We start from the raw sequence: 22,035 nt of genomic DNA, 5'->3' as shown, positions 1-22,035 counted from the left end.
TGCGGGTTCGCCTTCCGATGTCGGGCGACTGAAAGCGGGTCTGCGCATGCTGGAGTACGACGCCACCGGGTTCCTGCGCGGCGGGGTGCCGCACCGGATCGTGGCGGGGGCCCTGCACTACTTCCGGGTCCATCCCGCGCTGTGGGAGGACCGGCTGCGGCGGTTGCGGGCGCTGGGCGTGAACACGGTGGACACGTACGTGCCGTGGAACTTCCACGAGGTGCGGCGCGGGGAGGCGGACTTCACCGGGTGGCGGGACGTGGCCCGTTTCGTGCGCCTGGCCGGGGACCTGGGCCTGGACGTGATCCTGCGCCCGGGGCCGTACATCTGCGCGGAGTGGGAGTTCGGCGGGCTGCCGGCCCGGCTGCTGGCGGTGGAGGGGCTGCGGCTGCGCTGCGCCGATCCGGCGTACCTGGCGGAGGTGGACGGCTGGTTCGACGCGCTGGTGCCCGAGCTGCTGCCGCTGCTGGCGAGCCGGGGCGGCCCGGTGGTGGCGGTGCAGGTGGAGAACGAGTACGGCAGCTACGGCACCGACGCCGCGTACCTGCGGCACCTGCGGGACGGGCTGGTGCGCCGGGGCGTGGACTGCCTGCTGTTCACCACGGACGGCGCGCACGACACCATGCAGCAGGGCGGCACGATCCCCGGGCACCTGTCGACCGCGACGTTCGGCTCGCGCGCGCCCGAGCGCCTGGCGGTGCTGCGCCGCCAGCAGCCGCAGGGGCCGCTGGCGGCGATGGAGTTCTGGATCGGCTGGTTCGACCGCCTGGGCCTGCCGCACCACGTGCGCGACGCGAAGGAGACCGCGGCCTCGCTGGACGAGCTGCTGGCCACCGGCGCCTCCGTCAACCTGTACATGGCGCACGGCGGCACCAACTTCGGCCTGTGGTCGGGCGCCAACCACTCCGGCGCCCACCCGTGCGACGCCGGGTACGAGCCGACCGTCACCAGCTACGACTACGACGCGCCGATCGGCGAGGCGGGCGAGCTGACGGAGAAGTTCCACGCCCTGCGCGAGGTCATCGGCCGCTACCTGCCGCTGCCGCCCGGCGAGCTGCCCGCCGACCCGCCCCGGGTGGCGCCGCAGCACCTGGAGCGGGCGGACGGCCGGGCCGGACTGCTGGAGCACCTGGACGTGCTGTCCCGGGTGGCGGAGCGGGCCGCGCCGCTGCCGATGGAGCAGCTCGGGCAGGACCGCGGGCTGATCCACTACCGCACCCGGGTGCCCGGGCCCCGGCCCGGGCTGCCGCTGCGCATCGACGGGCTGGCGGACCGCGCGCACGTCTTCGCTGACGGGCGGCTGCTCGGCGTGCTGGACCGCAACTCCCCCGGCGAGACGCTGGAGCTGGCCACCGGCGAGGACGGGGTGGTGCTGGACGTCCTGGTCGAGGCGCTCGGGCGGGTGAACTACGGCCCGCAGATGGACGACCGCAAGGGCATCACCCGCGGCGTCTCGCACGGCGGCCAGCGGCTGTTCGGCTGGCAGATCCGGCCGCTGCCGCTGACCGACCTGGCCGGGCTGCGCTTCGACGACGAGGAGCTGCCCGAGGGCCGTCCGGCGTTCCACCGCTACACGGCCGTCCTCGACTCCCCCGCCGACGCCTTCGTGGCCCTGCCCGGCTGGGGCCGCGGCCTGCTGTGGCTCAACGGCTTCCTGCTCGGACGCCACAGCGCCGAGGGGCCCCAGCGCACCCTCTACGCCCCCGCGCCGCTGTGGCGCGCGGGCGACAACGAGCTGGTCGTCCTCGAACTCGACCGGCCCGGCGAGGCGGTGGAGCTGCGCGACGCCCCCGACCTCGGGCCGACGGCGGCCGCGCCCAGCTCCGAGTACTGACCGCGGGAGGGGACGGGGCACCGGGAGCAGCAGCGGGCCGCGGCCGTCGTCGCCCGGATCCTCCGGGGTGCCCGGCGGGGCTGACGGGCCCCGCACGGCCGACGGGCCCCGCCGGTTCAGCCGCCGCTCGGCCCTGCCGGCTCAGTCCCACCAGAAGGACCAGTGGTGGCTGCCGACGAGCTCCTCGGCGTAGGCGGTGAGGGCGCCGGTGCCCTGGAAGACGAGGTCGGGGCAGAGGGCGGTGTGCTCGGCGGCCACGCGCAGGGCCTCGGCGGGGGTGGTGGGCGGGGCGGCGACGCTCAGGTCCAGGGTGTCGAAGCCGACCTGGACGACCTGGGCGCCGAAGCGGCGTTCCCAGTCGGCGAGGACGGCGGCGATCTTCGCGGTGTCCTCCTCGTGGTTGGTCGGGCCGCGCCACCCGCAGGCGACCAGGGCTTCGGCGCCGCTCGCGGCGCCGACCAGGCCCAGGCGCGGGCCGCGCAGGCCCTGGAGGACGTCGGCCAGGGCGCGGGCCTCGCCGGCGGCGGCGCCCTCGGGGAGGACGGCGGCGGGGGCGGGGCCGGGCCACTCGGGGCCGTAGGGGGCGAGGGCCTCCTGGAGTTCGGCGGCGTCCTCCGGGAAGAGCTCGTCCCCGTCCTCGTCCTCGCCGGTGGTGCTGATGCCCCGCCACCAGCTGCGCAGCAGCGCGGCGGGGTCGTAGTAGGAGGGGTCGGAGGCGGCCTCGGGGCTGAGTTCGCCGGACAGCCACGGGCGGAACTCGCCGTCCTCGCGCAGCGGTACGAGCAGCAGCGGCCACAGGCCGGTCTGCGGGTGGGCGCGGTGCAGCTGCTGCCACAGGCCGGCGGGGGCCGCGTCGTCGCTGATCCACAGGTACGGCTCCCGGCGCCCCCACTCCTCGCCGGCTACCGGGCGGCCGGGCGGGAGGGGGACGGGCAGCGTGGCCTGCGGCGGCAGGGGCTGGGGCTGGGTCATGCGCCTCACGCTAGGCGCCGCCACCGACAGCCGGCCCCGGTCGCGGAGGACGGCAGTCGGCCGGCCCACCGCGGTGGCCGCAGGATGCGGGTGCGTCAGGCCCAGGGCAGGGCGGCGCGGGTGCGCCAGTACGCGGCGGCGGGTTCGGCGAGCACGGTGAGGGCGGCGAGGTCCTCGGGGGCGGGGTGGAGGGTGGCGGCGGTGAGGTTGGAGGCGAGCTGGTCGACGGTGGCGGCGCCGGACAGGACCAGGTCGGCCCAGGGCTGCGCAGCGGCCGCGGCCAGGGAGAGGGCATCGGTGGACGCACCGGTGCGGGTGGCGAGTGCGCGCAGGGCGGTGGTGTCGGGGCCGGTGGCGTTGCGGTCGGCGAGGCGGCCGTTGGCCATGCCCTCCTTGACGACGACGAGCCAGCCGGCCGCGTGGGCCTCGGCGAGGGCGGGGCCGGCGGAGGGTTCGAGGAGGTTCCAGGTGGCCTGGACGGCGGCGAACAGCGGCCGGCCGTCGGCGGTGACGCTCAGGGCGGCGCGGATGGTGTCGGCCTGGGCCGGTCCGCTGGTGGACAGGCCCACCCGCACGCCCTGCGCGGCCAGGCCGGCCAGGCGGGCGTGCAGGGCGGGGTCGGTCAGGGCGGGGCTGTCGGGGGTGACGGAATGGACGAGGTAGACGTCCAGGTGCGGGCCGAGCAGCGAGCGGGTCTCGCGGATCTGACGGTCGAACACCGCCGTCGAGTGCTCCTTGACCTCGTGCGGGCCCGCCGCGTCGGCCTGCCAGCCGGCGGTGTAGGTGTAGCCCCACTTGCTGCCGACGGTGGAGTGGGCGGCGGCCTCGGGGTGCGCGGTCAGCCACTGGGCGAGGAACTCCTCGGCCCGGCCGTAGGAGCGGGCCGTGTCGAAGTAGCGCACACCGGCGGCGTACGCGGCGTCGAGCAGGGCGTGGGTGCGCTCGCGCAGCGCCTCGACGGTGCGCTCGGCGGGCAGGTCGGCGTCGCGCCCGAGGGTGATGTAGCCGGGCCGGCCGACGGCTGCGGTGCCCAGGCCGTAGCGCGCGGTCGACGGGCGGGCGGCGGGCGCATTCGTGACGGCGGCGGGCGCATCCGTGGCGGCGGGCGCGGAGACGGGGCCGCCGGTGGCAGGGGCCGTGGTGGCGTCGGGGTCGGTCGGCATGGCTGGGTCTCCTCGGGCGCGACGGTGCTCACCTGGGACTTTATCGCCGCGGCCCCGCGCCCCCGGCAGGCCGGTGGCCCACCCGATGGCTCGGCCCGATGGCCCGGCCCGATGGCGACCGGACGTGCCTACCGGGTGGCGGTGCCCTCCTGCGGGCGGGGCGCGGCCGTGGCGGGGCCGTCGGAGGAGGTGCGCACGGCGCGGGGCGCGGCCGGTGGCGGCGGGACGGCGGCGAGGTGGCGCGCGGGCCGGGCGGGGGCCGGGTCCGGTGGGACGGCGGCGAGGTGGCGCACCGCGGCCCGGACCGGGAGCGGGTGCGGGGCGGCGGCGGGGAGCTGGTCGAGGCGCAGGACGAAGTTGACGTAGTCCAGGGGCTTGCCGGGCCAGTGGCAGTCGTTGCTGACCAGCAGCCGGCTGCGCACGCCGTCGCGTTCGGTGACCGGCCCGGGGGTGGTGCGCAGGTTGGGCTGCCAGCTCCGGGCCCACAGGTGGTGTTCCAGGGTGAGCGCCCAGCTGTCCTCGTCGACGTCCAGGGAGGCGCCGACCCGCCCGGGGAGCACCCGCGCACCGTGGGGGCCGCGCACCACCGCCCGCTGGTCGAAGTCGGCGTTCTTGCCGACCACGGTGATCCGCCACGCGCCGTGCAACCTGAGCACGCCGGCCCTCCTGACGTCCTGGCGCGCCGTCCGGCGGGCGCGCACCCGTCGGGGACTACGGCCGCGGGCCGCCCCGCGGCTCAACGCGGCCGCAGGGCGTTCCGGCGTCAGGGGCGCCCGGGGTCAGGCGGCGGGACGGGCCTCGGGGCGGACTTCGGGGCGGACTTCGGGGCCGACGGCGTGGGCGAGTGCGGGGTAACCGTGGGCGGTGAGGACGAGGTCGGCGTAGCGGTGGTCCTCGAACGGGACTCCGTGGCGGCGCAGCAGGTCGAACAGGTCGGCGAGGCGGCGGGACTCGGTGCCGCGCGGCAGTCCGTCGCGGGTGGTGCCCAGGATGCCCAGGACGGGCCCGTGCAGGCGCGTGCCCCGGTCGGCACGAGCGGGCCCTCGGAGGGAACGGAGGGGCGGGAGGGAACGGAGGGGCGGGAGGGAGCGGAAGGCCGGACGGGAGCGGACGGGACGGCCGGTGTGCTGCGGGTCCGGGTTCAGGCGCAGCAGCAGGACGAGCCGGGGGATGCCGGAGTCGCTGTCGCGTCCGGCGTCCATGGTGAGGCCGTCGATGTCGCGCCACCGGTAGCGGCGTGGGACGAACGCCCGGACCAGGGTGAGGCCGTGTTCGTCGGCGCGGACCCAGAAGCCGTACGGGACGGGCAGGGCCGCACACAGGACGGCGGCGCCGGAGAGCAGGAGTGCGGGGACGGCGCCCATCCGGCCGGCGTCCCCGGAGTCGGCGAGGACGGCGCCCATCGCGAGGGCGAGCACACAGCCGACGGGGGCGCCGGCCGCCCGCCACAGGAAGCCCAGTCGCACGGTCTGCGGTCGTCGTGCCGCCGTGTCCACGGTTGTCCCCTCTCCCAGTTCGTGCCGTCGGCGGGCCGGGCCGGTCGGGCCGGGTGCCACCGCTGGTCGTCAACACCTCGCGCTCCCACGGGAGCCGGTCACTCTACCGGTGGGCGGAGATCATCCGGCCGCCCCGGGGGAAACGTCAAGTGTCGGCGAGAAGAACGAACCTGACGGTGCGTCAGATTGTTCAGGACGCCTTCCGTCCAGCATGTCAGGCGCTTCCGGAAGGGTCAACCAAGGTGAATCCGGGGTGACTTGGGATCCACGTCAGCTCATGCCGCTGGGTTATCGTGGCGTGGCCGGTCCCGGCGCGCCCACCAGGGCGCGCGGTGCGCGGGGCCCGGCCGGGGGAAGGGTGGGGTGGGTCATGGCACGGTCGCCCCGGGATGACGGGCCGGCGGAGCCATCCGCACGGGTGGAGCCGTCCGGGCCGTCGGACCGGTCCGGGCCGGTGGAGCCGTCCGGGCCGTCGGACCGGTCCGGGCCGGCGGAGCCGTCCGGGCTGGCGGCCCGGATCGAGGCGCTGTTCCAGACCGTCCGCAGGCCCGACCGCGAGCAGTACACCAACGAGGAGGTCGCCCGGGCCTGCCGCGCGGCGACCGGGGAGTCCTTCTCCACCACCTACCTGTGGCAGCTGCGCACCGGGCGCCGGGACAACCCGACCAAGCGCCACCTGGAGGCGCTCGCCCGGTTCTTCCAGGTGCCGCCGGCGTACTTCTTCGACGAGCGGCAGGGCGCGGAGATCGCCAAGGAGCTCGCCCTGCTCGGCGCGCTGCGGGACGCGGGCGTGTGCAGCCTGGCGCTGCGCGCGGTCGGGCTGTCGCCCGAGGGCCTGGACACGGTGAGCGAGCTGATCGACGTCATCGCCCGCCGGGACGCGGCACGCCGCAACCAGGCACCCTGACGCCGGCGGCGGGGGCCGCGGACGGGCGGGGCGGGAGGACGGGGCGGGGGCCGGCGGGCGGGGGCCGGCGGGCGGGGGCCGGCGGGCGGGGACGCCCGGGGAGGTGCACGACGGCCCGACGGACGGGCCGATCGGGGGATCGGCGCGCCGCCGGAGACCGCGGTCCTGGAGCGGCCGCCGCCCCGGGGCCAACGTCCTGAGGCCGCCGCCCCGGGGGCCGAGGTGGCGGGAACAGGCTTCGCAGACCCGGGGTTCGGGGGATCGGGGGTGGCCGGGTCGGGGGACCCGGAGCGATCGGGGGATCGGGGGGTGAGGGATCGCTGAGCTGGGAGGGAACACGGCGTGTGGGACGACAGGTGCTACCGGGTGGCGTTACGGCGCTGCCGGCGGGTGGCCGAACGACTGGAACTGCCGAGCCCGTTCGACGCCACGGTGCTGCTGGAGCGGCTCGCCCGGCGGCGGGGGCGGCCGATCTCCCTGCTGCCGGTGGCCGCCCGGGCCGGGACGCCCTGCGGGCTGCTGGTCTCCACCCGGGAGACGGACTACATCCTGTACACCGCGGACACCAGCGCGCTGCACCGCCGGCACATCCTGGTCCACGAGATCGCCCACCTGCTGCTGGAACACCCCGGCTCGGCGCCGCTCGGCCCGGTCTCCGCCCTGCTGCCGCACCTGTCCCCCGCGCTGGTGCAGCGGGTGCTCGGGCGCACCTGCTACGACGAACCCCAGGAGCGGGAGGCCGAGTTGCTGGCCTCGCTGATCCTCAGCCGGGCCTCCGAGGCCGACGCCGCCCACCCGCCGGGCCCCGACGCCGCACCGCGCGCCGGCGGCCTGGACCTCCTGGACGCCCTGGACGCCCTGCTCACCGGCGCACCCGCGGTGCGGCCGCCGGCGGACACCGATCCGGGCACGGGCACCGCACCGGCACCCGAACCGACAGCGGACACCGCACCGAGCCCGGACACCGCACCGAGCCCGGGCACCGCACCCGCAGCAGCACCGGGCGCCGACCCGAGCCCGGGCGCCGCTCTGAGACCGCGCGCCGGCTCCGCGGGCGCCACGCCGCGGACGGGACGGCCGTGACCGGCCTGACCGTCTACGGCGTGGCCCTGTTCTTCGCCCTGGGCACCTGCCGTCTCGCCCCCGGCCGCCGGACCGGCCCGCGCGCCGTCGCCCGCTACACCCGCCACGCCGCCGCCCTGCTGTCCGCCGCCCTGCTGCTGCTCGCCCCGCCCAGCGTCGAACTCGCCGACCGGCTCGGTCCGTTCGCACCGGTGCCGGTGGTCCCCCTGGTGCCGGTGCTGGTGGGCGAGGCGCTGCGGCTGTGCGCGGCCTGCGCGGTGCGGCTGCTCGCCCTGGCGCTGTGCACCCCCGAACCGGGGCGCCGGGCGGTGCGGCGCCGACTCGCCGTGCTCGCCGGTGTGCTGGCGCTGCGGGCGGCGCTGCTGGCGCTGGCCTCGCCCGGCCCGGGGGCCCGCGAGCTGAGCGCCGCGCCGTCCACCGGCGCCCACCTGGCGCTGGCCGGGTACAGCGCCGTCGGCGTGCTCTACCTCGCCCACTGCCTCGCCGCCCTGCTGCGTCAACTCCTGCAGCTCACCCGGGCGTCCGGCGGGCCGGGACCCACGCGCACCGGGTTGCGGCTGATCGTGCTGGGCGTGGCCGCCGGCCTGCTGTGGACCGCCTGGGGCGTCGACGACGTGGTGCGCGCGGCCGCCACCGGCTCCCAGGACGGCGCCGAGGACGCCCTGTGCGGCGTGCTGGGACTGGTGTGCGTGACCCTGCTCGGAGCGGGCCTGGGCGCGACGCTGTGGCCGGTCGTGCCGGCCGCCGTGAGCGGCTGGCTGCTGGCCCACCGCCGGCACCGGGCGCTCGCCCCGCTCTGGCGGGACCTGCACACCGTGCTGCCGGAGATCGCGCTCGTCCCGGTCCGGCGGCTGTCGGCGCTCCTGCCGCCGCGCGACCCGCAGTTCGCGCTGTACCGGCGGATCATCGAGATCCACGACGCCCGGCTGATCCTGCGCCAGCACCTGGACCCGCGCACCGCGCAGTGGCTCGCCGGTGCGACCCGGCGCTTCCCGCCGCCCGCCGACCGGGCGGCGGCCACCGCCGAGGCCGCGGCGCTGGCGGCCGCCCTGGAGCGCGCGGCCGCCGGCGCCCTGCCCGACCCGGGCGCGGCGCCCACCGTGCCGGCCGCCGTCCCGTCGGCCGAACCGCCGCGGGCCCTGGGGTCGGAGGCCGACCACCTGGCGCACCTCACCCGCGTCTACGCGACCTGCCCGGCCGTCGCCGAGGTCCGCACCCGGGCCCGCGCCGCCCACTCCGCCCGCTCCCCCGCCGTGGACGGGCCCGGGGCCGAGCCACCGGCGGGCCCGGGGCTGCTCGGGCGGTGAAGCGGCGAAGGCGCCCCGGGAACACCACGTCACCCATGCCCTGGACCCCCGCACGACAGGCCGGGCGGTGCCGCGCTCCCTCGTTCGCCCGCTCCCGGCGCGTTCTGGTCGACGGCCCCGGTCAGTTCCGGTTCGGCTTCAGGGTCGGCCTGATCTCCTCCCACCAGATCAGGACGGCGCCGGCGGCCAGGACCAGGACGTTCGCGGCGATCAGCAGCCATCCGCCGGTCAGGAGGCGCCTGTTCACGGCGGTGTACCCGGAGTCACCACTGTGGTCCTGGAGGCTCCCCAGGAGGAGGAGGATGGACAGCCCGGCCCAGAGCACGGAGATCCCGGTTCCCACGGCTGCCAGTTTCCCCGGTTCGCGTCCCGCGCGGGGCAGCCCGGTCGCCGCGAGGACGATCGCCACGGCGGCCCCGATGAAGCCGATCGGGACGACCAGCCAGTCACTCGGGTCAGGGCTGCCGTTGGCCGCTCCGAAGAGGTGCTTCCAGTCGAAGGCCAGGACCACCTGAACCGTCTTCTGCTCGGCGGTGAGCGTGAAGGTCTGCTCCATCATCGGGTTCTTGCCCGCTCCGACGAGAGCGGCGGCCGCCATGAGGAGCAGGATCTTGACGAGCTCTGCGGGAGGGCGCTCCTTGGGGTGATCCGGCGGCTGCGGCGGGCGTTCGCCGGGCGGGCCGGGCCGTGAAGCCGGCCCCGGTGGCTGGTCGGGCTCCCGCTCGTCGCCGTCTCCGGGATCGGGCCGGGTCCCGGGCCCGGTGGGGGTGCGGCCCGTCTGGGGCGGTTGCGGGGTGGTGAGCGCGCGCAGGGCGTCGGTGCGTTCGCGGATCGCCTCGCGCGCCCCGTCGATGCCCATCCAGGCTCCCGGGCCGGCCGCGCCTCCGAGGAGCGCTTCGCACCGTTGCCGGACCTGGGCCGGTGTCGGGCGGCGGCCCGGGTCCTTGCCGAGGCAGTCGGCGATCAGCCGGCGCAGCGGCTCGGGGACAGCGCCCAGGTCCGGGGTGTCGGCGACGATCCGGTGGGCGACCGCCCACTCGTTCTCCGCGCCGAACGCCTCCCGTCCGGTGACCAGGAAGTAGAGGGTGGAGCCGAGCGCGAAGACGTCCGAGGCCGGGCCCACCGCACGGCCCATCGCCTGCTCGGGCGACATGTACAACGGGGTGCCGATCCGGGTCGACTGGCTGGAGTGGGTCACCGACTGGGTCAGGGACTTCACGATCCCGAAGTCGATGACCTTGGGCCCGCTCTCGTCCAGCACGATGTTCGCGGGCTTCAGGTCACGGTGCACCACCCCGGCCGCGTGGATGTCCGCCAGTGCGTGCGCGATCCCCCCTGCCAGCAGCAGCACCTGACGCTCCGGCAGCCCGCGGGTGCCCAGCACCAGGTCGCGCAGCGAGGGGCCCGCTACGTACGAGGTCGCCAGCCACGGCCGCTCCGCCCGGGCGTCCGCGTCCAGCAGGGGGGCGATGTGCGCACCCCGCACCCGCTGCGCGGCGGCGATCTCCAGAGCGAACCGCTCGGCGAACTGCGGCTCCTGCGTGAACTCCGAGCGGATCACCTTCACCGCCGCCGGCACCCCGCCGGGCGACAGGGCCAGGAACACCTGGCCCATCCCGCCCTCACCCAGCCGTGCCAGCAGCTGAAACCCGCCGAAGCCGTCGGGATCGTGCTCCCGCAGCCCCGCGAACCGGAATGCCGTACCCGCCACGACCCACAGCCCCCCGCTGCTCCGCCATCGGACCTACGGCACGAACAGCGACCGCTCGCGCACTCGCACCGAGCGTAGGGATGCCGCCGGCCCACCGCCAGTGGGCCATCGAGTCCGACGGTGCCGAACCGGAGGGGCACCGGCGAAACGACGGGGACCGCCCGGCCCCGTCGGCCCAGGCGGTCCTTCCCCGGGAGGACGCGGGCCACCGGGGCCCGGCCCGTCCACCGGGGTGCGTCGAGTGTGGTTCAGGCGTGCGTCAGCTGACCGACTGCTTCACCAGCGCGGCGATCTTCTCCTCGACCTCGGCCGTGACCTCGGTCAGCGCGAAGCCGGCCGCCCACATGGTGCCCTCGTCCAGCTTCGCCTGGTCGCTGAAGCCGAGCGTGGCGTAGCGGGCCTTGAACTTCTCGGCGCTCTGGAAGAACAGGACGACCTTGCCGTCCAGCGCGTAGGCGGGCATCCCGTACCAGAGCTTCGGCGCGAGCACCGGGGCGTTGGCCGTGACGACGGCGTGGACGCGCTCGGCCATGACCCGGTCGGAGTCCTGCATCTCGGCGATCTTCGCGAGCACGTCCCGCTCGGCCTCCGCCGCCTTGTCGGCCTTCGAGCCGCGCTTGGCCGCCTTCTTCAGCTCGTCGGCGTGGTCCTTCATCGCGGCCCGTTCGTCGGCCGAGAATCCCTCGTGCTTGCTTGCGCTGCTGCTCATGTCAGATCTCCCATTGAGGATCTCGATGTGCGGGATCTTGAGGGGACCTTATCCCGACTCACCGACACCGGGCCACGACGACCAGCACTGAGCGAAGAGCATTCCTGCTGCCGCAGGTGGACGGCGAAAGGTCCGCCGCACGCAAGGCTATCCGGTGCTCCGGCACCGCAGTTGAACGATGGTTCGCGCACTTGAACAACGCCGCCATGAGGATTCCGCGGGAGTCGACGGCCGGGATCCCCACCCGGTGACGGCCGTGTTCCAGGGCGAACGACCTTGACGGAAAGAACATGTGACGTGACATCGCCTGACTGTTCGCCACACGGCTTTCCCAGGAGGGCTCATGGAAGAACATCGGGTTCCCGACCGCGGTTCGGGCCCGGCAGGGTCGGGTGCAAGGACGGCGCGCCGGTCGGACGGGCACCGGGCGGGGATCGGGATCCCGCCGGCGCCGAGGACGTCGCCCGTCTCGCGGGACGGGCGTGGCCGACGGGGCGGCACGCACGGAGAGGACGCACGCACCGCAACGCGGGCCGGGGCGGATGGGCCCCGGCCCGCGCTGGGGAGCCGGAATGCGGAGCCGGGCGCTCACGCCCCGGTGCTCAGCACTGGGGGCGGCGGCCGTGGTTGGCACCGCGCCTGGCCCGGGCCTTCTTCTTGCGACGACGTTTCGACGACATCGGCTTCTCCTCTCACCACCAGGACCCCCGGCTTCCACCGTTCCACACCGGGCCCGCCCCGGCCCGTCGGGAGCACCCACCCGCGGCCCGGGCACCGGCAGGCCCGGGCACTCGGGCCGTCCGGGGGCACTCGGGCCGTCCGGGGCTCAGGCGTTCCGGGCGAGGGCGGCGCGCCAGGCGGGGCTGTCGACGTAGTGGTTGTCGAAGCGCTCGGCGGAGGCGGCGATGGCGCTCGGGTCGCTCTCGCCGCGCATGACGCTGCCCAGCAGGCGCAGGTAGTCGAAGCGGTCCATGCCCGGGGTGAACACGAACAGGACGTCGGCCTCGGCGCCCGGGGCGGCGGCGAAGGCGTGCGGGGTGTGCGGGGGCACCGCCAGGAAGTCGCCCGCGCCGAGGACGGTGACCTCCTCGCCGAGCAGCACCTGCAGCGAGCCGCTGATCACGAAGAACAGCTCCCACGCCTTGGTGTGGAAGTGGGCGGGGGCCCCGACCGCGCCCTTGGCGAAGGTCGAGCGGTAGCTGGTGAAGCCGCCCTCGGTGTGCGCGGAGTCGGCGAGCAGGGTCATGGTGCTGCTCGGGTCGGCGCAGATCTCGGCCTCGGCGCAGCGGGTCAGCACGGGGGCCGTGGTGGGGGCCTGGACGGCGGTGGTGTCGGTGGTGGCAGCGGCGGTGGCGGTGGTGTTCGTCGTCGTCATGTGATCAGACTAGATCGCCAAAGACCCACGGGCAGGTGGCAATTCCACCTCGGTTTCATGGGTCAATTCCGGAGCGCGGCCGGTGGCGGCCGGCCGTCAGGACAGGCCGCGGAGCTGGACGGCGCGAGTGACGGCGAGCAGGTCGGCGGGGGTCAGCTGGTCCAGGACGCGGGTGGCGTGGGCCAGCAGGTCGGCGGCCGCGGCGGTGAGGGCGGCCTCGCCGAGCGGGCGCTCCGGCAGGTCGCAGCCGTCGGCGAGCAGCGCCTGCGCGACGGCGCGCAGGTCGGCGGTGGCCGGTTCGCGCACGGTCAGCGCCAGGTGGGCGGAGGGCTCGCCGCCCTCGGCGCGGGCGGCGTACGCGAGGCCGCGCGGGACGTAGAGCACCTCGCCCGGGCGCAGCACGGTGTCGGGCAGCAGCTCGCCCGTTCCGGCCTCCGCGGGCCCGGCGCCGGACGCGGGGGCGGTCTCGGTGGCAGGGGCTGCGTGCACCCGCCAGCGTCCGGTGCCCCAGAGCTGGACGGCCAGGACGTCGCCGTCCTCGCCGTGCCCCGGGTGGTCCCGGCCGCCGGGGGCGGCGAGGACGCAGTCCGCCCGCACCGGCAGGCCGAGGCGGGCACCCAGGCCGGCGGCGAGTGCGCGCACGCCGGTGTGCCACTGCTCGACGTGGCGCAGCAGTACGGTGACCCGCTCGTCGCGGACCAGGGCGCGCACCGACGGGCCGTCGGCGCAGTCCTCCAGCACCTGGCCGAGCGCCGCCCGGGGGCGGCAGAACCGGTGCGCGGGCAGCTCGGCGGCGCCCTGGTGGAGCCCGATGTAGGGGGTCCTCAGCAGGCCGTGGTCGAGCAGCCGCTCGAGTTCGGGGCGGGTGAGGACCTCGAGCGGCGGGTCGGCGGGGCGCAGCACGGCCGGGGCGGTGCGCCACAGGGCGGTGCGGAAGTGCGTTTCGTCCGCCACGCAGCGGTGCAGCCAGTTCTGGGTCATCTGCGGGTCTCGCTCTCGGGCGGTCGGGGCGGGCCGGGTTCGGGGCGGGCCGGCGGGCCGGGGCTGGTGGTCGGGGCGCCGCCGGGCGGCTCGGGCGACGGCCCGGGCGACTCGGGCGGCGGCCCGGGCGGCGGGTCAGGCGCCGTGGGCGGTGCGGCGGGCCCCGGCGACCAGGTCCTCGGGGGTGACGGCGGCGAGGCGGGCGCGCAGGTGGTCCAGCAGGACGGCGCCGGCGCGCAGCAGGTCGGCCTCGTCCAGGGGGCGCTCGGGCAGGGCGGGCCCGTCGGCGGGCCTGTCGGCGAGCAGGGTGCGCAGCCGGGCGCGCAGGTGGTCGGCACGGGCCTCGCGCAGGGCGACGGTCAGCTGGAGGGAGGGGGCGGGCCCGGTGGCGCGGGCGGTGTGGGCGTGGCCGTCGGGGACGTAGAGCACCTCGCCGGGGTGGACGGGTGTCTCCAGCAGGCACGGTCCGGGGGTGTCCTCGCGGCCGGGCCGCCAGGCGGGGTCGGCGGGTGCGGGGTGGACGCGCCGGTGGGTGGTGCCGTCGAGCTGGATCACCAGGAGGTCGCCGTCGGCGCGGTGGGTGGGGCCGTACGGTCCGGGCGGGGTGTGGTCGAGGAAGGCCTCGGCCGGGCGTCCCGTCGCCTCGGCCAGGCCGGTGGTGAGTTCCCGGACGCCCGGGTGCCAGTGTTCGAGGTGGTGCAGGTGGAGGGTGGCGCCCTCGTCCTGGATCAGGGTGCGGACCAGGGCCGGGTCCAGGCAGCCCTGGAGGGGGTGGCCGGTGACGGTCCGCGGAGTGCAGAACCGTTCCTCCGGGAGGGGGTCGCCCCCGGCGGTGGACAGGGTGGCGTACGGGGTGCGCAGCGTTCCGCCGTCGACGAGGTCGGACAGGGCCTGCGGGGTGAGGAGCCGGGTGGGCGGGTCGGCGGGGTGGAGGAGGGCGGGGCCCCGGCGCCAGTGCCGGCGCAGGAAGGTCTCGGGGTCGCCGACGCAGCGTTCGAGCCGGTCCATGGCCGTGGCGGGTCCTTTCCGGTGGTTCGTCGGGGGCGGGGCGGCCGGTACGGGGCGTTGCGGCGGGCGTCGGGGCCTCGCGGGCCGGGCGGGCGCGGGCCGGGGGCCCCGGTGGCCTGGACGGCCGCCGGAGCCCCTGGGGTCTGTCGTCGGACCCGCGTCCGCGGGGTCCGGGATCCGGGGTCAGCTGATGTGCGAGGGGCAGTGGTGGCCGCAGTCGTCGATGGCCATGTGGTCGGTGTGCACGTCGGGCGTCGTGCCGTGGCCGACCGGGCCGTGGACGGCCGGCGTCCGCACCACCGGGCCGTGGACGGTCGGGGCGTGGCCGGCCGAGGCGGAGGCGGCCGCCGGGGCGAGGGTCGCCGCGCCGAGGGCGGCCGCGGCGGCGACGGACAGCGCCGCCCGGCGGGCCAGGACGGCGAAGGTGGTGGTCGTGGCGGTGGTGCGGGTACCCATGGTGGTCTCCTTCGGGACGGGGGTGGGCGCGCCCTGGTCGGGCGGGCCCGGTGGGGCGGCCGTGCGCCGGTGGGCGCGTCGGCCTGGTGCCGGGGGGATGCCGGGGAGGCGGGTTCCGGTGGCCGGGGAGGCGGGATCCGGTGGCCGGGAGGGGGCGGTGTGGCGCGGTGGTGTGTGGTCAGCCGGCCGGCCCGGTGGTGTCGGGGCGCGCCGTGCCGTTGCCGGCGGTGAGCGGGATGCGCAGCACCAGCGGTTCGGCGCCGGGCCGGCACTGCAGGCGGTAGCCGCAGCCGGGTGGCAGCAGCAGCCACTGCCCGGGCCTCAGCCGGACGGTCTGTGGTGATCCGTCCGCCCGGTCCGGCCCGAACCGCCCACCGGGGCCGGTCGGTTGGACGCGCCCGGCGCCGCGGCGCTGGAACAGTAACAGGCTGCTCGCGCTCCGGCCGGTGAGGGCTCCGGCGCCCCCGACCGCGGCCGGCTCCACGAGCCGTCCGAGGCGCTCGTGCAGCGCGGCGGCGAGGGCGGCGGTGTGCCTCGACCGTCGGTGGGCGTCCGGCGCGGGCGGCGGTTCGGCGCCGTCCGGGCCGTCGTCCTCGGTCCACAACAGGGCGGGACCGTGGCCGAGTCGGCGCTGCAGGAAGCCGACGACGTCCTGCAGCAGGTCGTCGTCCCGGAGGGTCGGCAGGTGCGACTCCTCGCCCCACAGCATCGCCTCACCTCCGCCTCGGCCGGGTTCCCGCCGCCCCCGCTCCGATGATCCATCGTGCGCAGCGGCCGCCGTGACGCACAGTCCCGGGTTCCCGGTCCCGGGATCACGTGACACGGGCGGGCTCGGCCGGCCCGTCGCGGGGCGGACGGGTCGGCCTTCCCGACGGGCCTTCCCGACGGGCCGTCCGTCCGGGGCGCCTGCCCGTCCGTCCGGGCCTTCCGTCCGGGCCGTCCGTCCGGGGCTCAGTCGTCCAGCAGCCCCGCGCGGGCCGCGGCCACACCGGCCTGGAAGCGGCTGTCGGCCGCCAACTCGTCCATGATGTCGGCGATGTGGCGGCGGGCCGTGCGCAGCGACATGCCCAGCCGGCGGGCGATCGCCTCGTCCTTCAGGCCGGCGGCGAGCATCCGCACGATGGTCTGGTCGAGCTCCTGGGCGACCTGCCCGAAGCCGTCCTCGGCCGCCTCGGCGAACGGCCTGGCCAGCGTCCACGTCTGCTCGAAGATCTCGCACAGGTACGCCACCAGGGCTTTCTGACGCACCACCAGGGCGCCCCACGAGCCGTCGTCCAGGGGCAGGAAGGCGAGCTCGCGGTCGAAGACGATGAGCCGGCCGAACAGCTCGTGGGCGGTGCGGTACTCCGCGCCGAGCGCGGTGGCCGCCTCCACGTAGGCCTGGCTGGGGCCGTTGAAGCGGGCGGTGTGGTGGTAGAGGGTGCGCATCCGCACTCCTCGGGCGAGCAGGACGCGGTCGCGCCGCAGCGCGTCCTCCATCGCGGCGGGGACGCGGGAGCCGCCACCGGGCTGGCTGGTGAGGACCTCGCTGCGGCACTCGGCGGAGGCGCGGTCCAGGGCGGCGCGGACCTCCGGCAGGGTCGCGATGACCTGCAGCTGCGGGGGGTCGTCCGCGGCGGGGGTGTCGGTCGCGGGCCCGTCCGCGGCGGGGGCGGCGGTCGCGGGCCCGTCCGCGGCGGGGGCGGCGGCGTTCACGCCGGCGGCGCGGATGGCGGGCCCGCCGGCGGCGCCGTTCCCGCCCGCGACGGTCTGCCGGTGGACCGGCAGGAAGCCGGCCACCAGGGCCTGGCGGTGGGCCAGTTCGGCGCGGCTGCGCTGGATGGCGGCCTCGACGGGGGCGGCCAGGGCGGCCATCGCGGCCTCGGGGGCGACGGCCCGGCCCAGGCGTGGATCGTCGGGGTCGCGGTGGACCAGCTGCCAGGCCAGGAGGCGTTCGAGGGCGGGTGCGGCGCCGTCGGGGTCCAGGCCGAGGCCGGTGAGGTGGGCGGCGAGGGCGGCCGCGTCCAGGCTGCCGTGTTCCAGCACCCAGGCGTAGGCGGCACCGTCGGCCGGCTCGGGAGCCGGCGCGGGAACAGGAACGGGAACGGGGACGGGGACGGGCAGGGCTGCCGGTACCGCCCCGCCCAGGGCGCCGGGGCCTGGGCCTGGGCCGACGCCCGGGCCCGTGCCCGTGGCGGCCGACCGGGGCGGATGCGGCGGGGTCTGGGGTGAAACGTCCACTTCCGTCCCCCGGTCATCTTGCTGCCAGTGCTGTCGGTGGGGCCCCGATCGATGGCGCGGGCGGCCCTTGATCGTCATGCTAGTTCACAGGCCGCCGGGCCCCGCCGATCACGGCTCCCGGCCCGCCGTCCGCTCCCCTGTCGCGTCCTGGAGGACCCCTTGAAGCGTTTCGTCGCCGCCACCGCCCTGCTCGCCGGACTGCTCACCGCCGCGGTCGGCGGCGCGGCCTCCGCCTCGGCCGCGGCGGCGACGGACACCCGGCCGGCGGTCGGGTCGACCCAGCCGTCGCCGGTGCTCCAGCCGCCCGGCGCCACCAAGAACATCGCGGACACCTCCTGGGGCGGCAGCTGCCACACCCCGCTCTGCAAGCCGATCATGTGACGCCCCCGGCGCACGTGGCGCCGCCGGCCGGTCGGGCCCACCCCGACCGGCCGCCTTCCCCGGCTCGCCCCGGCTCGTCCCGGCTCGCCCCGTCCCGTTCCGTCCTGGTCCGTCCTGGTCCGTCCCGGGCCGCCCGCGGCAGAGAGGCTCCGACATGCCCGTCACCACCCCGTCCTTCGCCACCGCGCCCGCACCCGCCGCACCCACCGCGCCGACCCCCGCCGCCTCCGCCATCGCCGGGCTGAGCCAGCGCGAGTGCCAGGTCCTGGAGCTCCTCACCCAGGGCGCCACCTACGGCGCGATCGCCCGCCGCCTGGAGCTCAGCCCGCACACCGTCGACACCTACCTGCGTCGCATCCGGGCCAAGACCGGCACCAGCAACCGGATCCAGCTCGCCCTCCTCGCCCACGCCGCGATGCCCATCTCCGGACGCCTCGGCGTCAACTGACGGACGATCAGCGATACCTGCGGGAACCTAGGGTGGCGGCATGAGACACCGCACGGCACTCGCCGCCCTCGCCCTGTCCACGGCCGCCCTCCTCGCCGCCACGGCGGCACCGGCGCCCGCCGCCCCGCAGCGGTCCACGGCCCCGCAGCAGTCCGCCGCCCCACCCGGGGCCCGCGCGGACGATCCCGGCACCGCCCCCGACAGCGCCGCCGCCCCCGACAGCACCGCCGACAGCGCCTCCGGCGAGGTCACCGGCCCCGACGAACTCGCCGCCTACCGCCACCAGCCGATCACCTGGGCCACCTGCGCGGATCCCGGGCTCGCCGCCAGCGGCACCGAATGCGCCACCCTCAAGGTCCCGCTCGACTACCGCGCACCCCGGGGCCGCACCCTCGACCTCGCGATCTCCCGGATCCGGGCCACCGACCCGGCCGAACGCCGCGGCATCCTGCAGACCAACCCCGGCGGCCCCGGCAGCCGCGGCCTGGACATGCCCGCCGCGCTGCTGTCCCGGGCCGCGCCCGAGGTGGCCGCCGCCTACGACGTCATCGGCATGGACACCCGGGGCACCGGCGCCAGCGGAGCCCTGGACTGCGGCCTGGAGCGCGGCAGTTGGCTGCGCTCGGTGGGCACCGACCAGTCCGGTTTCGAGGAGAGCTGGCGCCTGGCGAAGAACGACGCCGACGCCTGCTGGGCGAAGTACCCCGACCTGCTGCCCCACCTCACCACCCGCAACATCGCCCGCGACGTCGACCTCGTGCGCGCCGCCCTCGGCGAACGGCGCACCTCCTGGTTCGGGCAGTCCTACGGCTCGCTGCTGGGCGCGGTGTACGCGCAGATGTTCCCGGGCCGCGTCGACCGGCTGGTCCTCGACAGCGCCCCCGACCCCGCCCGCTACGGCATCCGGATGTTCCAGGACATGGGCCCCGCCCACGAGCGGGCCCTCGACGACTTCGCCGTCTGGGCCGCCCCCCGCCACGGCGAGTACGGCCTCGGCGCCACCCCGGCCGCCGTACGCGCCACCGTCGAGAACCTGGTGCGGCGCGCCGAGGCCGCACCGATAGCCGTCGACGGCTTCCGGGTCGACGGCCGCCTGCTGCCGGTGCTGCTCACCGTCTGCCAGGGCGACGACCGCGACGGCGCCGACTACGCCGCCGTGCTGCGCCAGCTCCTCGACGCCGCGGACGGCAAGCCGGTGCAGGTCACGCCCGGGCTGCACGAGCTGCTGACCGTCGTCTTCCAGCCGCGTGTCGTCGGCGCGGACCTCGACCTGGCCTCCGCGATGGCCGTCCTGTGCGACGACGTCGCCATGCCGCGCGACCCGCAGTGGTACCGCGCCGCCGTCGAGCGCTCCCGCGCCGCCCAGCCGGTCTTCGGCCCGGTCTACAACGGCCCGACGCCGTGCGCGTTCTGGCCGCAGGCGCCCCGGGAGACCCCGGTGACGGTGGACAACGCCGTGCCCGCCCTGCAGATCCAGTCCACCGGCGACACCCACACCACCTACCCGGAGGCCCTCGCCATGCACGCCCGCCTGCACGGCTCGCGCCTGGTCACCGTCCCCGGCCGCACCCACGGCCTCTACCTCGGCGGCTACAGCCCGTGCGCCCAACAGGCCGTCGACGCCTACCTGGTGACCGGCGCCCTGCCCGCCGCGGACACCACCTGCCCGCGCTGACCCCTGCCCGCTGCCCGCGCTGACCCCCTGCCGCCGCCCGGCGCCGGACGCGACCCACCCCCTCGTCGACAGCCGCGCGCTGCGGCCTTCAGTTCCGCAGCGGGTCGAGGGGCTGGGCGCAGCGCTGGCGCAGCCCGTCCGACCGGCGCCGCACCATCGTCCGACTCTCCACGCAGGGACGGGGGCTGCTGCGCCGGGCCGAGCGCGTGCGGACGGAGACCGACCGGCGCTTCCTCGCGGCGCTGCCGCCGGCCGAGACCGGCGCGCTGCGAGCGCCCTGCGCACGCTCGCCACCGGGTAGCCGCCCGGGGCCGGCGGGCCCGCCCGTCACCCGTCCGTGGCCGCGGATGTGCACGGCACCCCGGACGGCCCGTAGCGTCGCCGTCGGCATGCGGTCGACACCGCGTGCCGCGGCAGGGCCAGGGGTGTCGACGGTGGGGGGCGCGCGGGCGATGAGGCGGATTCGACGGGCAGCGGCGGCCCTGGCGGTGGCGGTGGCGGTGTTCACGGCCTCGGCGTGCAGCTCCTCCCCCGCGCCACCGGCCCCGGCCGCCCCGGCTTCCTCGGCCTCCCCCGAGTCCTCCGCGGACGGCACGGACGACGACCCCGCCGGTGACCCGGGCGGGCACCCGCTCGCCCTCGTCTACCGCGGCCCGGCCGCCTGCGACGGCTGCCCCGAGGCCACCCGGCAGCTGCTGGAGCACGACGGCTACGCCGTGCACTACATCGGGCCGCAGGAGCACCTGCACTTCGGCCCCGGCGCGCTCGACCACGCCGCCCTGTACGCCCAGCCCGGCGGCACCAACGGCCAGGAGGTCGGCACCGCCTGGCGCCTGCTGCGCCAGGAGCCGGGCTTCACCCCGGACCTGGTGCGCGACTACGTCCGCGCCGGCGGCCGCTACCTGGGGCTGTGCATGGGCGGCTACCTGGCCGGCGACCCGGGCTACGACCTGCTGCCCGGCGACTCCGGCCAGTACATCCGCACTCCGGGCGCCACCGTCACCGACGACCGGGACCACCTCGTCGCCGTCGCCTGGCGCGGCCGCCCGCAGCGGATGTACTTCCAGGACGGCCCGTACTTCGACGTCGACGGCCCGGGCGTGGACGTCCTCGCCCGCTACGGCAACGAGCGCGCCGCGGCCGTCGTCGCCCCGTACGGGTCCGGGCGGGTCGCCGTCAGCGGCCCGCACCCGGAGGCACCGGCGGACTGGTACCGCGACTACGGGCTGCCCGACGAGTCGGCCACCGGCCAAGCCCTGGGCGAGGACCTCCTGCACGCCCTTCAGGCGGCCCGCTGACCGAGTTGGAGGAGGGGGAGGGAGCGTCCGGAGAGGGCCTCCGTGAGGCGGGCGGCCTGGGCGGGGGCCATGGTGTCGGGCAGGCGGCGCACGGGGACGAAGCGGGCGCCGAGCAGGGCGCTGCGGTGGCGGGGCGGGACGGTGAGGCGCTCGGTGGTGACGGTGCCGCCGTCGAAGACCAGGGCGAGGCGTTCCAGGTGGCGGTCGGCGGGGGTGAAGTCGACGGCGAGGACGGCGGTCAGGTTCAGGGTCAGGCCGGTGTCGTGGTGCAGGTGGCGGGCGGCGGCCAGGTGCGGGGGCTCGTTGGGCCGGGCCGGGCCGCCCGGGAGGATCATGCCGTCCAGGTAGTCGGGGTCGACGAGCAGGACGTCGCCGCGCAGGTTGCGGACGAGGGCGAGGCAGCCGAGCCGGCACACGGGCGGCTTGGCGAGGAGGCGGGGATCGCGCATCAGGGGGTCACTTCCTCAGGGCGACGAACAGCAGGAGCAGGGCGAAGCAGGCCCACCAGAGCAGACGGGCGAGGAGGTCAGTCGTCATACGTCAGGCGCTCGTAGCGCAGCCCCTTGCGCAGCAGGTCGACGATGCGCAGCACCTCCGACGCCCGGGCCGCCCCCAGAGCGACCAGGTAGCAGCCGGTGCGGCGCCCGTACTCCCAGTCCACCTCCGCGGAGGGCAACGTCACCCCGCCCAGGGCGAGCACGGTGGTCAGGTCGTCCAGGGCGTCGGCGGCCTGGCGCCGCTGGTCGGCGGTCACGCGGGAGAGGGTCGACATCAGTGCTCCCCCGGCCGCTTGTGCATCTCGAACACCCGCCAGGCACTCCAGGCATCCGTGAAGGAGGAGAACCCCTTCAACCCGCCGGAGTCCTGGCACAGCCACTCCCCCGTCATCTCGTTCCGCACCCGGTAACACCGCCCCTCGGGGTCCCACCGAACCCCGTAGCCATGCAGCTCGGGCACTTGGTCATGCGTCATGGGAATAACCTTCCGCAGCCGATCTTTCACGCTCTGTGT

23 protein-coding genes are annotated in these 22,035 nt (G+C 76.7%); 8 read left to right on the top strand and 15 right to left on the bottom strand.

Translation table 11 applies throughout. From position 1 onward, the window contains the following. Positions 1-46: 46 nt before the first annotated feature. Positions 47-1,834, top strand: a complete 1,788-nt coding sequence (locus tag AB0N04_RS05775) for a beta-galactosidase family protein (protein ID WP_360207153.1) — start codon at positions 47-49, stop codon at positions 1,832-1,834. Between the two features lie 141 nt (positions 1,835-1,975). On the opposite strand, the gene AB0N04_RS05770 is transcribed toward AB0N04_RS05775, so the two are convergent. The 4 genes from AB0N04_RS05770 to AB0N04_RS05755 all read right to left on the bottom strand — a co-directional run bounded on the left by AB0N04_RS05770 (position 1,976) and on the right by AB0N04_RS05755 (position 5,465). Continuing rightward, the gene (locus tag AB0N04_RS05770) at positions 1,976-2,806 is read right to left on the bottom strand and encodes a DUF4253 domain-containing protein (protein ID WP_360207150.1); all 831 of its coding nucleotides are present in this window, start codon (positions 2,804-2,806) and stop codon (positions 1,976-1,978) included. Positions 2,807-2,901: 95 nt separating this feature from the next. Next, positions 2,902-3,969: an aldo/keto reductase gene (locus AB0N04_RS05765; RefSeq protein ID WP_360207147.1), complete on the bottom strand. Its 1,068-nt coding sequence runs from the start codon at positions 3,967-3,969 to the stop codon at positions 2,902-2,904. Positions 3,970-4,097: 128 nt separating this feature from the next. After that, a complete protein-coding gene (locus tag AB0N04_RS05760; protein WP_360207145.1) occupies positions 4,098-4,625 on the bottom strand; it encodes a hypothetical protein in 528 nt (175 codons plus the stop codon). Between the two features lie 123 nt (positions 4,626-4,748). Continuing rightward, a complete protein-coding gene (locus AB0N04_RS05755) occupies positions 4,749-5,465 on the bottom strand; it encodes a hypothetical protein (RefSeq protein WP_360207142.1) in 717 nt (238 codons plus the stop codon). Between the two features lie 454 nt (positions 5,466-5,919). Between AB0N04_RS05755 and AB0N04_RS05750 the strand changes: the two genes are divergently transcribed. The 3 genes from AB0N04_RS05750 to AB0N04_RS05740 all read left to right on the top strand — a co-directional run bounded on the left by AB0N04_RS05750 (position 5,920) and on the right by AB0N04_RS05740 (position 8,762). Further along, positions 5,920-6,372: an XRE family transcriptional regulator gene (locus AB0N04_RS05750; RefSeq protein ID WP_360207139.1), complete on the top strand. Its 453-nt coding sequence runs from the start codon at positions 5,920-5,922 to the stop codon at positions 6,370-6,372. Between the two features lie 342 nt (positions 6,373-6,714). After that, positions 6,715-7,455 carry a hypothetical protein gene (locus AB0N04_RS05745; protein ID WP_360207137.1) on the top strand — a complete coding sequence of 247 codons (741 nt, stop codon included), beginning with the start codon at positions 6,715-6,717 and terminating at the stop codon, positions 7,453-7,455. Further along, the gene (locus tag AB0N04_RS05740) at positions 7,452-8,762 is read left to right on the top strand and encodes an MAB_1171c family putative transporter (RefSeq protein ID WP_360207134.1); all 1,311 of its coding nucleotides are present in this window, start codon (positions 7,452-7,454) and stop codon (positions 8,760-8,762) included. Before AB0N04_RS05745 ends, AB0N04_RS05740 begins: the two co-directional genes overlap by 4 nt. A 121-nt stretch (positions 8,763-8,883) precedes the next feature. On the opposite strand, the gene AB0N04_RS05735 is transcribed toward AB0N04_RS05740, so the two are convergent. From AB0N04_RS05735 to AB0N04_RS05700, 8 genes are all read right to left on the bottom strand, one after another. After that, complete coding sequence (locus AB0N04_RS05735) at positions 8,884-10,473, bottom strand: serine/threonine-protein kinase (protein WP_360207133.1); 1,590 nt, start codon at positions 10,471-10,473, stop codon at positions 8,884-8,886. A 259-nt stretch (positions 10,474-10,732) separates the two neighbouring features. Then, entirely contained in the window at positions 10,733-11,182 is a 450-nt protein-coding gene (locus AB0N04_RS05730) for a hypothetical protein (RefSeq protein WP_360207131.1), read from the bottom strand. Positions 11,183-12,008: 826 nt separating this feature from the next. Beyond that, positions 12,009-12,557 carry a cupin domain-containing protein gene (locus tag AB0N04_RS05725; RefSeq protein ID WP_360207128.1) on the bottom strand — a complete coding sequence of 183 codons (549 nt, stop codon included), beginning with the start codon at positions 12,555-12,557 and terminating at the stop codon, positions 12,009-12,011. A 96-nt stretch (positions 12,558-12,653) separates the two neighbouring features. Next, positions 12,654-13,538 (bottom strand): cupin domain-containing protein, encoded by an 885-nt coding sequence (locus AB0N04_RS05720; RefSeq protein WP_360207125.1) that lies wholly within the window; start codon positions 13,536-13,538, stop codon positions 12,654-12,656. Positions 13,539-13,673: 135 nt separating this feature from the next. Then, positions 13,674-14,546, bottom strand: coding sequence for a cupin domain-containing protein (locus tag AB0N04_RS05715; protein WP_360207122.1), 873 nt, complete (start codon positions 14,544-14,546; stop codon positions 13,674-13,676). A 183-nt stretch (positions 14,547-14,729) separates the two neighbouring features. Further along, positions 14,730-15,002 (bottom strand): hypothetical protein, encoded by a 273-nt coding sequence (locus tag AB0N04_RS05710; RefSeq protein ID WP_360207119.1) that lies wholly within the window; start codon positions 15,000-15,002, stop codon positions 14,730-14,732. 178 nt (positions 15,003-15,180) lie between these two features. Next, positions 15,181-15,711, bottom strand: coding sequence for a hypothetical protein (locus AB0N04_RS05705; protein WP_360207117.1), 531 nt, complete (start codon positions 15,709-15,711; stop codon positions 15,181-15,183). Positions 15,712-15,953: 242 nt separating this feature from the next. Beyond that, positions 15,954-17,027, bottom strand: a complete 1,074-nt coding sequence (locus AB0N04_RS05700; RefSeq protein ID WP_363363377.1) for a helix-turn-helix domain-containing protein — start codon at positions 17,025-17,027, stop codon at positions 15,954-15,956. 354 nt (positions 17,028-17,381) lie between these two features. On the opposite strand from AB0N04_RS05700, the gene AB0N04_RS05695 reads away from it, so the two are divergent. From AB0N04_RS05695 to AB0N04_RS05680, 4 genes are all read left to right on the top strand, one after another. Beyond that, a complete protein-coding gene (locus tag AB0N04_RS05695) occupies positions 17,382-17,603 on the top strand; it encodes a hypothetical protein (RefSeq protein WP_360207113.1) in 222 nt (73 codons plus the stop codon). A 154-nt stretch (positions 17,604-17,757) separates the two neighbouring features. Next, positions 17,758-18,051 (top strand): helix-turn-helix transcriptional regulator, encoded by a 294-nt coding sequence (locus AB0N04_RS05690; RefSeq protein WP_360207111.1) that lies wholly within the window; start codon positions 17,758-17,760, stop codon positions 18,049-18,051. A 40-nt stretch (positions 18,052-18,091) separates the two neighbouring features. Beyond that, complete coding sequence (locus AB0N04_RS05685; RefSeq protein WP_360207109.1) at positions 18,092-19,726, top strand: alpha/beta hydrolase; 1,635 nt, start codon at positions 18,092-18,094, stop codon at positions 19,724-19,726. Between the two features lie 452 nt (positions 19,727-20,178). After that, positions 20,179-21,024 carry a BPL-N domain-containing protein gene (locus AB0N04_RS05680; protein ID WP_360207107.1) on the top strand — a complete coding sequence of 282 codons (846 nt, stop codon included), beginning with the start codon at positions 20,179-20,181 and terminating at the stop codon, positions 21,022-21,024. On the opposite strand, the gene AB0N04_RS05675 is transcribed toward AB0N04_RS05680, so the two are convergent. From AB0N04_RS05675 to AB0N04_RS05665, 3 genes are all read right to left on the bottom strand, one after another. Continuing rightward, complete coding sequence (locus AB0N04_RS05675; protein WP_360207104.1) at positions 21,009-21,473, bottom strand: NUDIX domain-containing protein; 465 nt, start codon at positions 21,471-21,473, stop codon at positions 21,009-21,011. The two genes, AB0N04_RS05680 and AB0N04_RS05675, sit on opposite strands and share 16 nt — an antisense overlap. 77 nt (positions 21,474-21,550) lie before the next feature. Continuing rightward, positions 21,551-21,796: a hypothetical protein gene (locus tag AB0N04_RS05670; protein WP_360207101.1), complete on the bottom strand. Its 246-nt coding sequence runs from the start codon at positions 21,794-21,796 to the stop codon at positions 21,551-21,553. Continuing rightward, entirely contained in the window at positions 21,796-21,996 is a 201-nt protein-coding gene (locus tag AB0N04_RS05665) for a hypothetical protein (RefSeq protein ID WP_360207099.1), read from the bottom strand. The genes AB0N04_RS05670 and AB0N04_RS05665 overlap by 1 nt, the downstream gene beginning before the upstream one ends. Between the last annotated feature and the right edge of the window lie 39 nt (positions 21,997-22,035).

Source organism: Kitasatospora sp. NPDC051702 (assembly GCF_040681575.1).
In the GTDB taxonomy this organism is placed as follows: domain Bacteria; phylum Actinomycetota; class Actinomycetes; order Streptomycetales; family Streptomycetaceae; genus Kitasatospora.
Note: the sequence above shows the minus strand (reverse complement) of the source record. Positions and strands in the feature narration are given on the sequence as shown.

What these genes read in the sequence shown, in the direction of transcription:
- AB0N04_RS05775 (WP_360207153.1), top strand. Translation starts at nt 47, where the DNA reads ATGCTGGAGTACGACGCCACCGGGTTCCTGCGCGGCGGGGTGCCGCAC.
- AB0N04_RS05770 (WP_360207150.1), bottom strand. Translation starts at nt 2,806, where the DNA reads ATGACCCAGCCCCAGCCCCTGCCGCCGCAGGCCACGCTGCCCGTCCCC.
- AB0N04_RS05765 (WP_360207147.1), bottom strand. Translation starts at nt 3,969, where the DNA reads ATGCCGACCGACCCCGACGCCACCACGGCCCCTGCCACCGGCGGCCCC.
- AB0N04_RS05730 (WP_360207131.1), bottom strand. Translation starts at nt 11,182, where the DNA reads ATGAGCAGCAGCGCAAGCAAGCACGAGGGATTCTCGGCCGACGAACGG.
- AB0N04_RS05725 (WP_360207128.1), bottom strand. Translation starts at nt 12,557, where the DNA reads ATGACGACGACGAACACCACCGCCACCGCCGCTGCCACCACCGACACC.
- AB0N04_RS05720 (WP_360207125.1), bottom strand. Translation starts at nt 13,538, where the DNA reads ATGACCCAGAACTGGCTGCACCGCTGCGTGGCGGACGAAACGCACTTC.
- AB0N04_RS05715 (WP_360207122.1), bottom strand. Translation starts at nt 14,546, where the DNA reads ATGGACCGGCTCGAACGCTGCGTCGGCGACCCCGAGACCTTCCTGCGC.
- AB0N04_RS05710 (WP_360207119.1), bottom strand. Translation starts at nt 15,002, where the DNA reads ATGGGTACCCGCACCACCGCCACGACCACCACCTTCGCCGTCCTGGCC.
- AB0N04_RS05705 (WP_360207117.1), bottom strand. Translation starts at nt 15,711, where the DNA reads ATGCTGTGGGGCGAGGAGTCGCACCTGCCGACCCTCCGGGACGACGAC.
- AB0N04_RS05690 (WP_360207111.1), top strand. Translation starts at nt 17,758, where the DNA reads ATGCCCGTCACCACCCCGTCCTTCGCCACCGCGCCCGCACCCGCCGCA.
- AB0N04_RS05685 (WP_360207109.1), top strand. Translation starts at nt 18,092, where the DNA reads ATGAGACACCGCACGGCACTCGCCGCCCTCGCCCTGTCCACGGCCGCC.
- AB0N04_RS05680 (WP_360207107.1), top strand. Translation starts at nt 20,179, where the DNA reads ATGAGGCGGATTCGACGGGCAGCGGCGGCCCTGGCGGTGGCGGTGGCG.
- AB0N04_RS05675 (WP_360207104.1), bottom strand. Translation starts at nt 21,473, where the DNA reads ATGCGCGATCCCCGCCTCCTCGCCAAGCCGCCCGTGTGCCGGCTCGGC.
- AB0N04_RS05670 (WP_360207101.1), bottom strand. Translation starts at nt 21,796, where the DNA reads ATGTCGACCCTCTCCCGCGTGACCGCCGACCAGCGGCGCCAGGCCGCC.
- AB0N04_RS05665 (WP_360207099.1), bottom strand. Translation starts at nt 21,996, where the DNA reads ATGACGCATGACCAAGTGCCCGAGCTGCATGGCTACGGGGTTCGGTGG.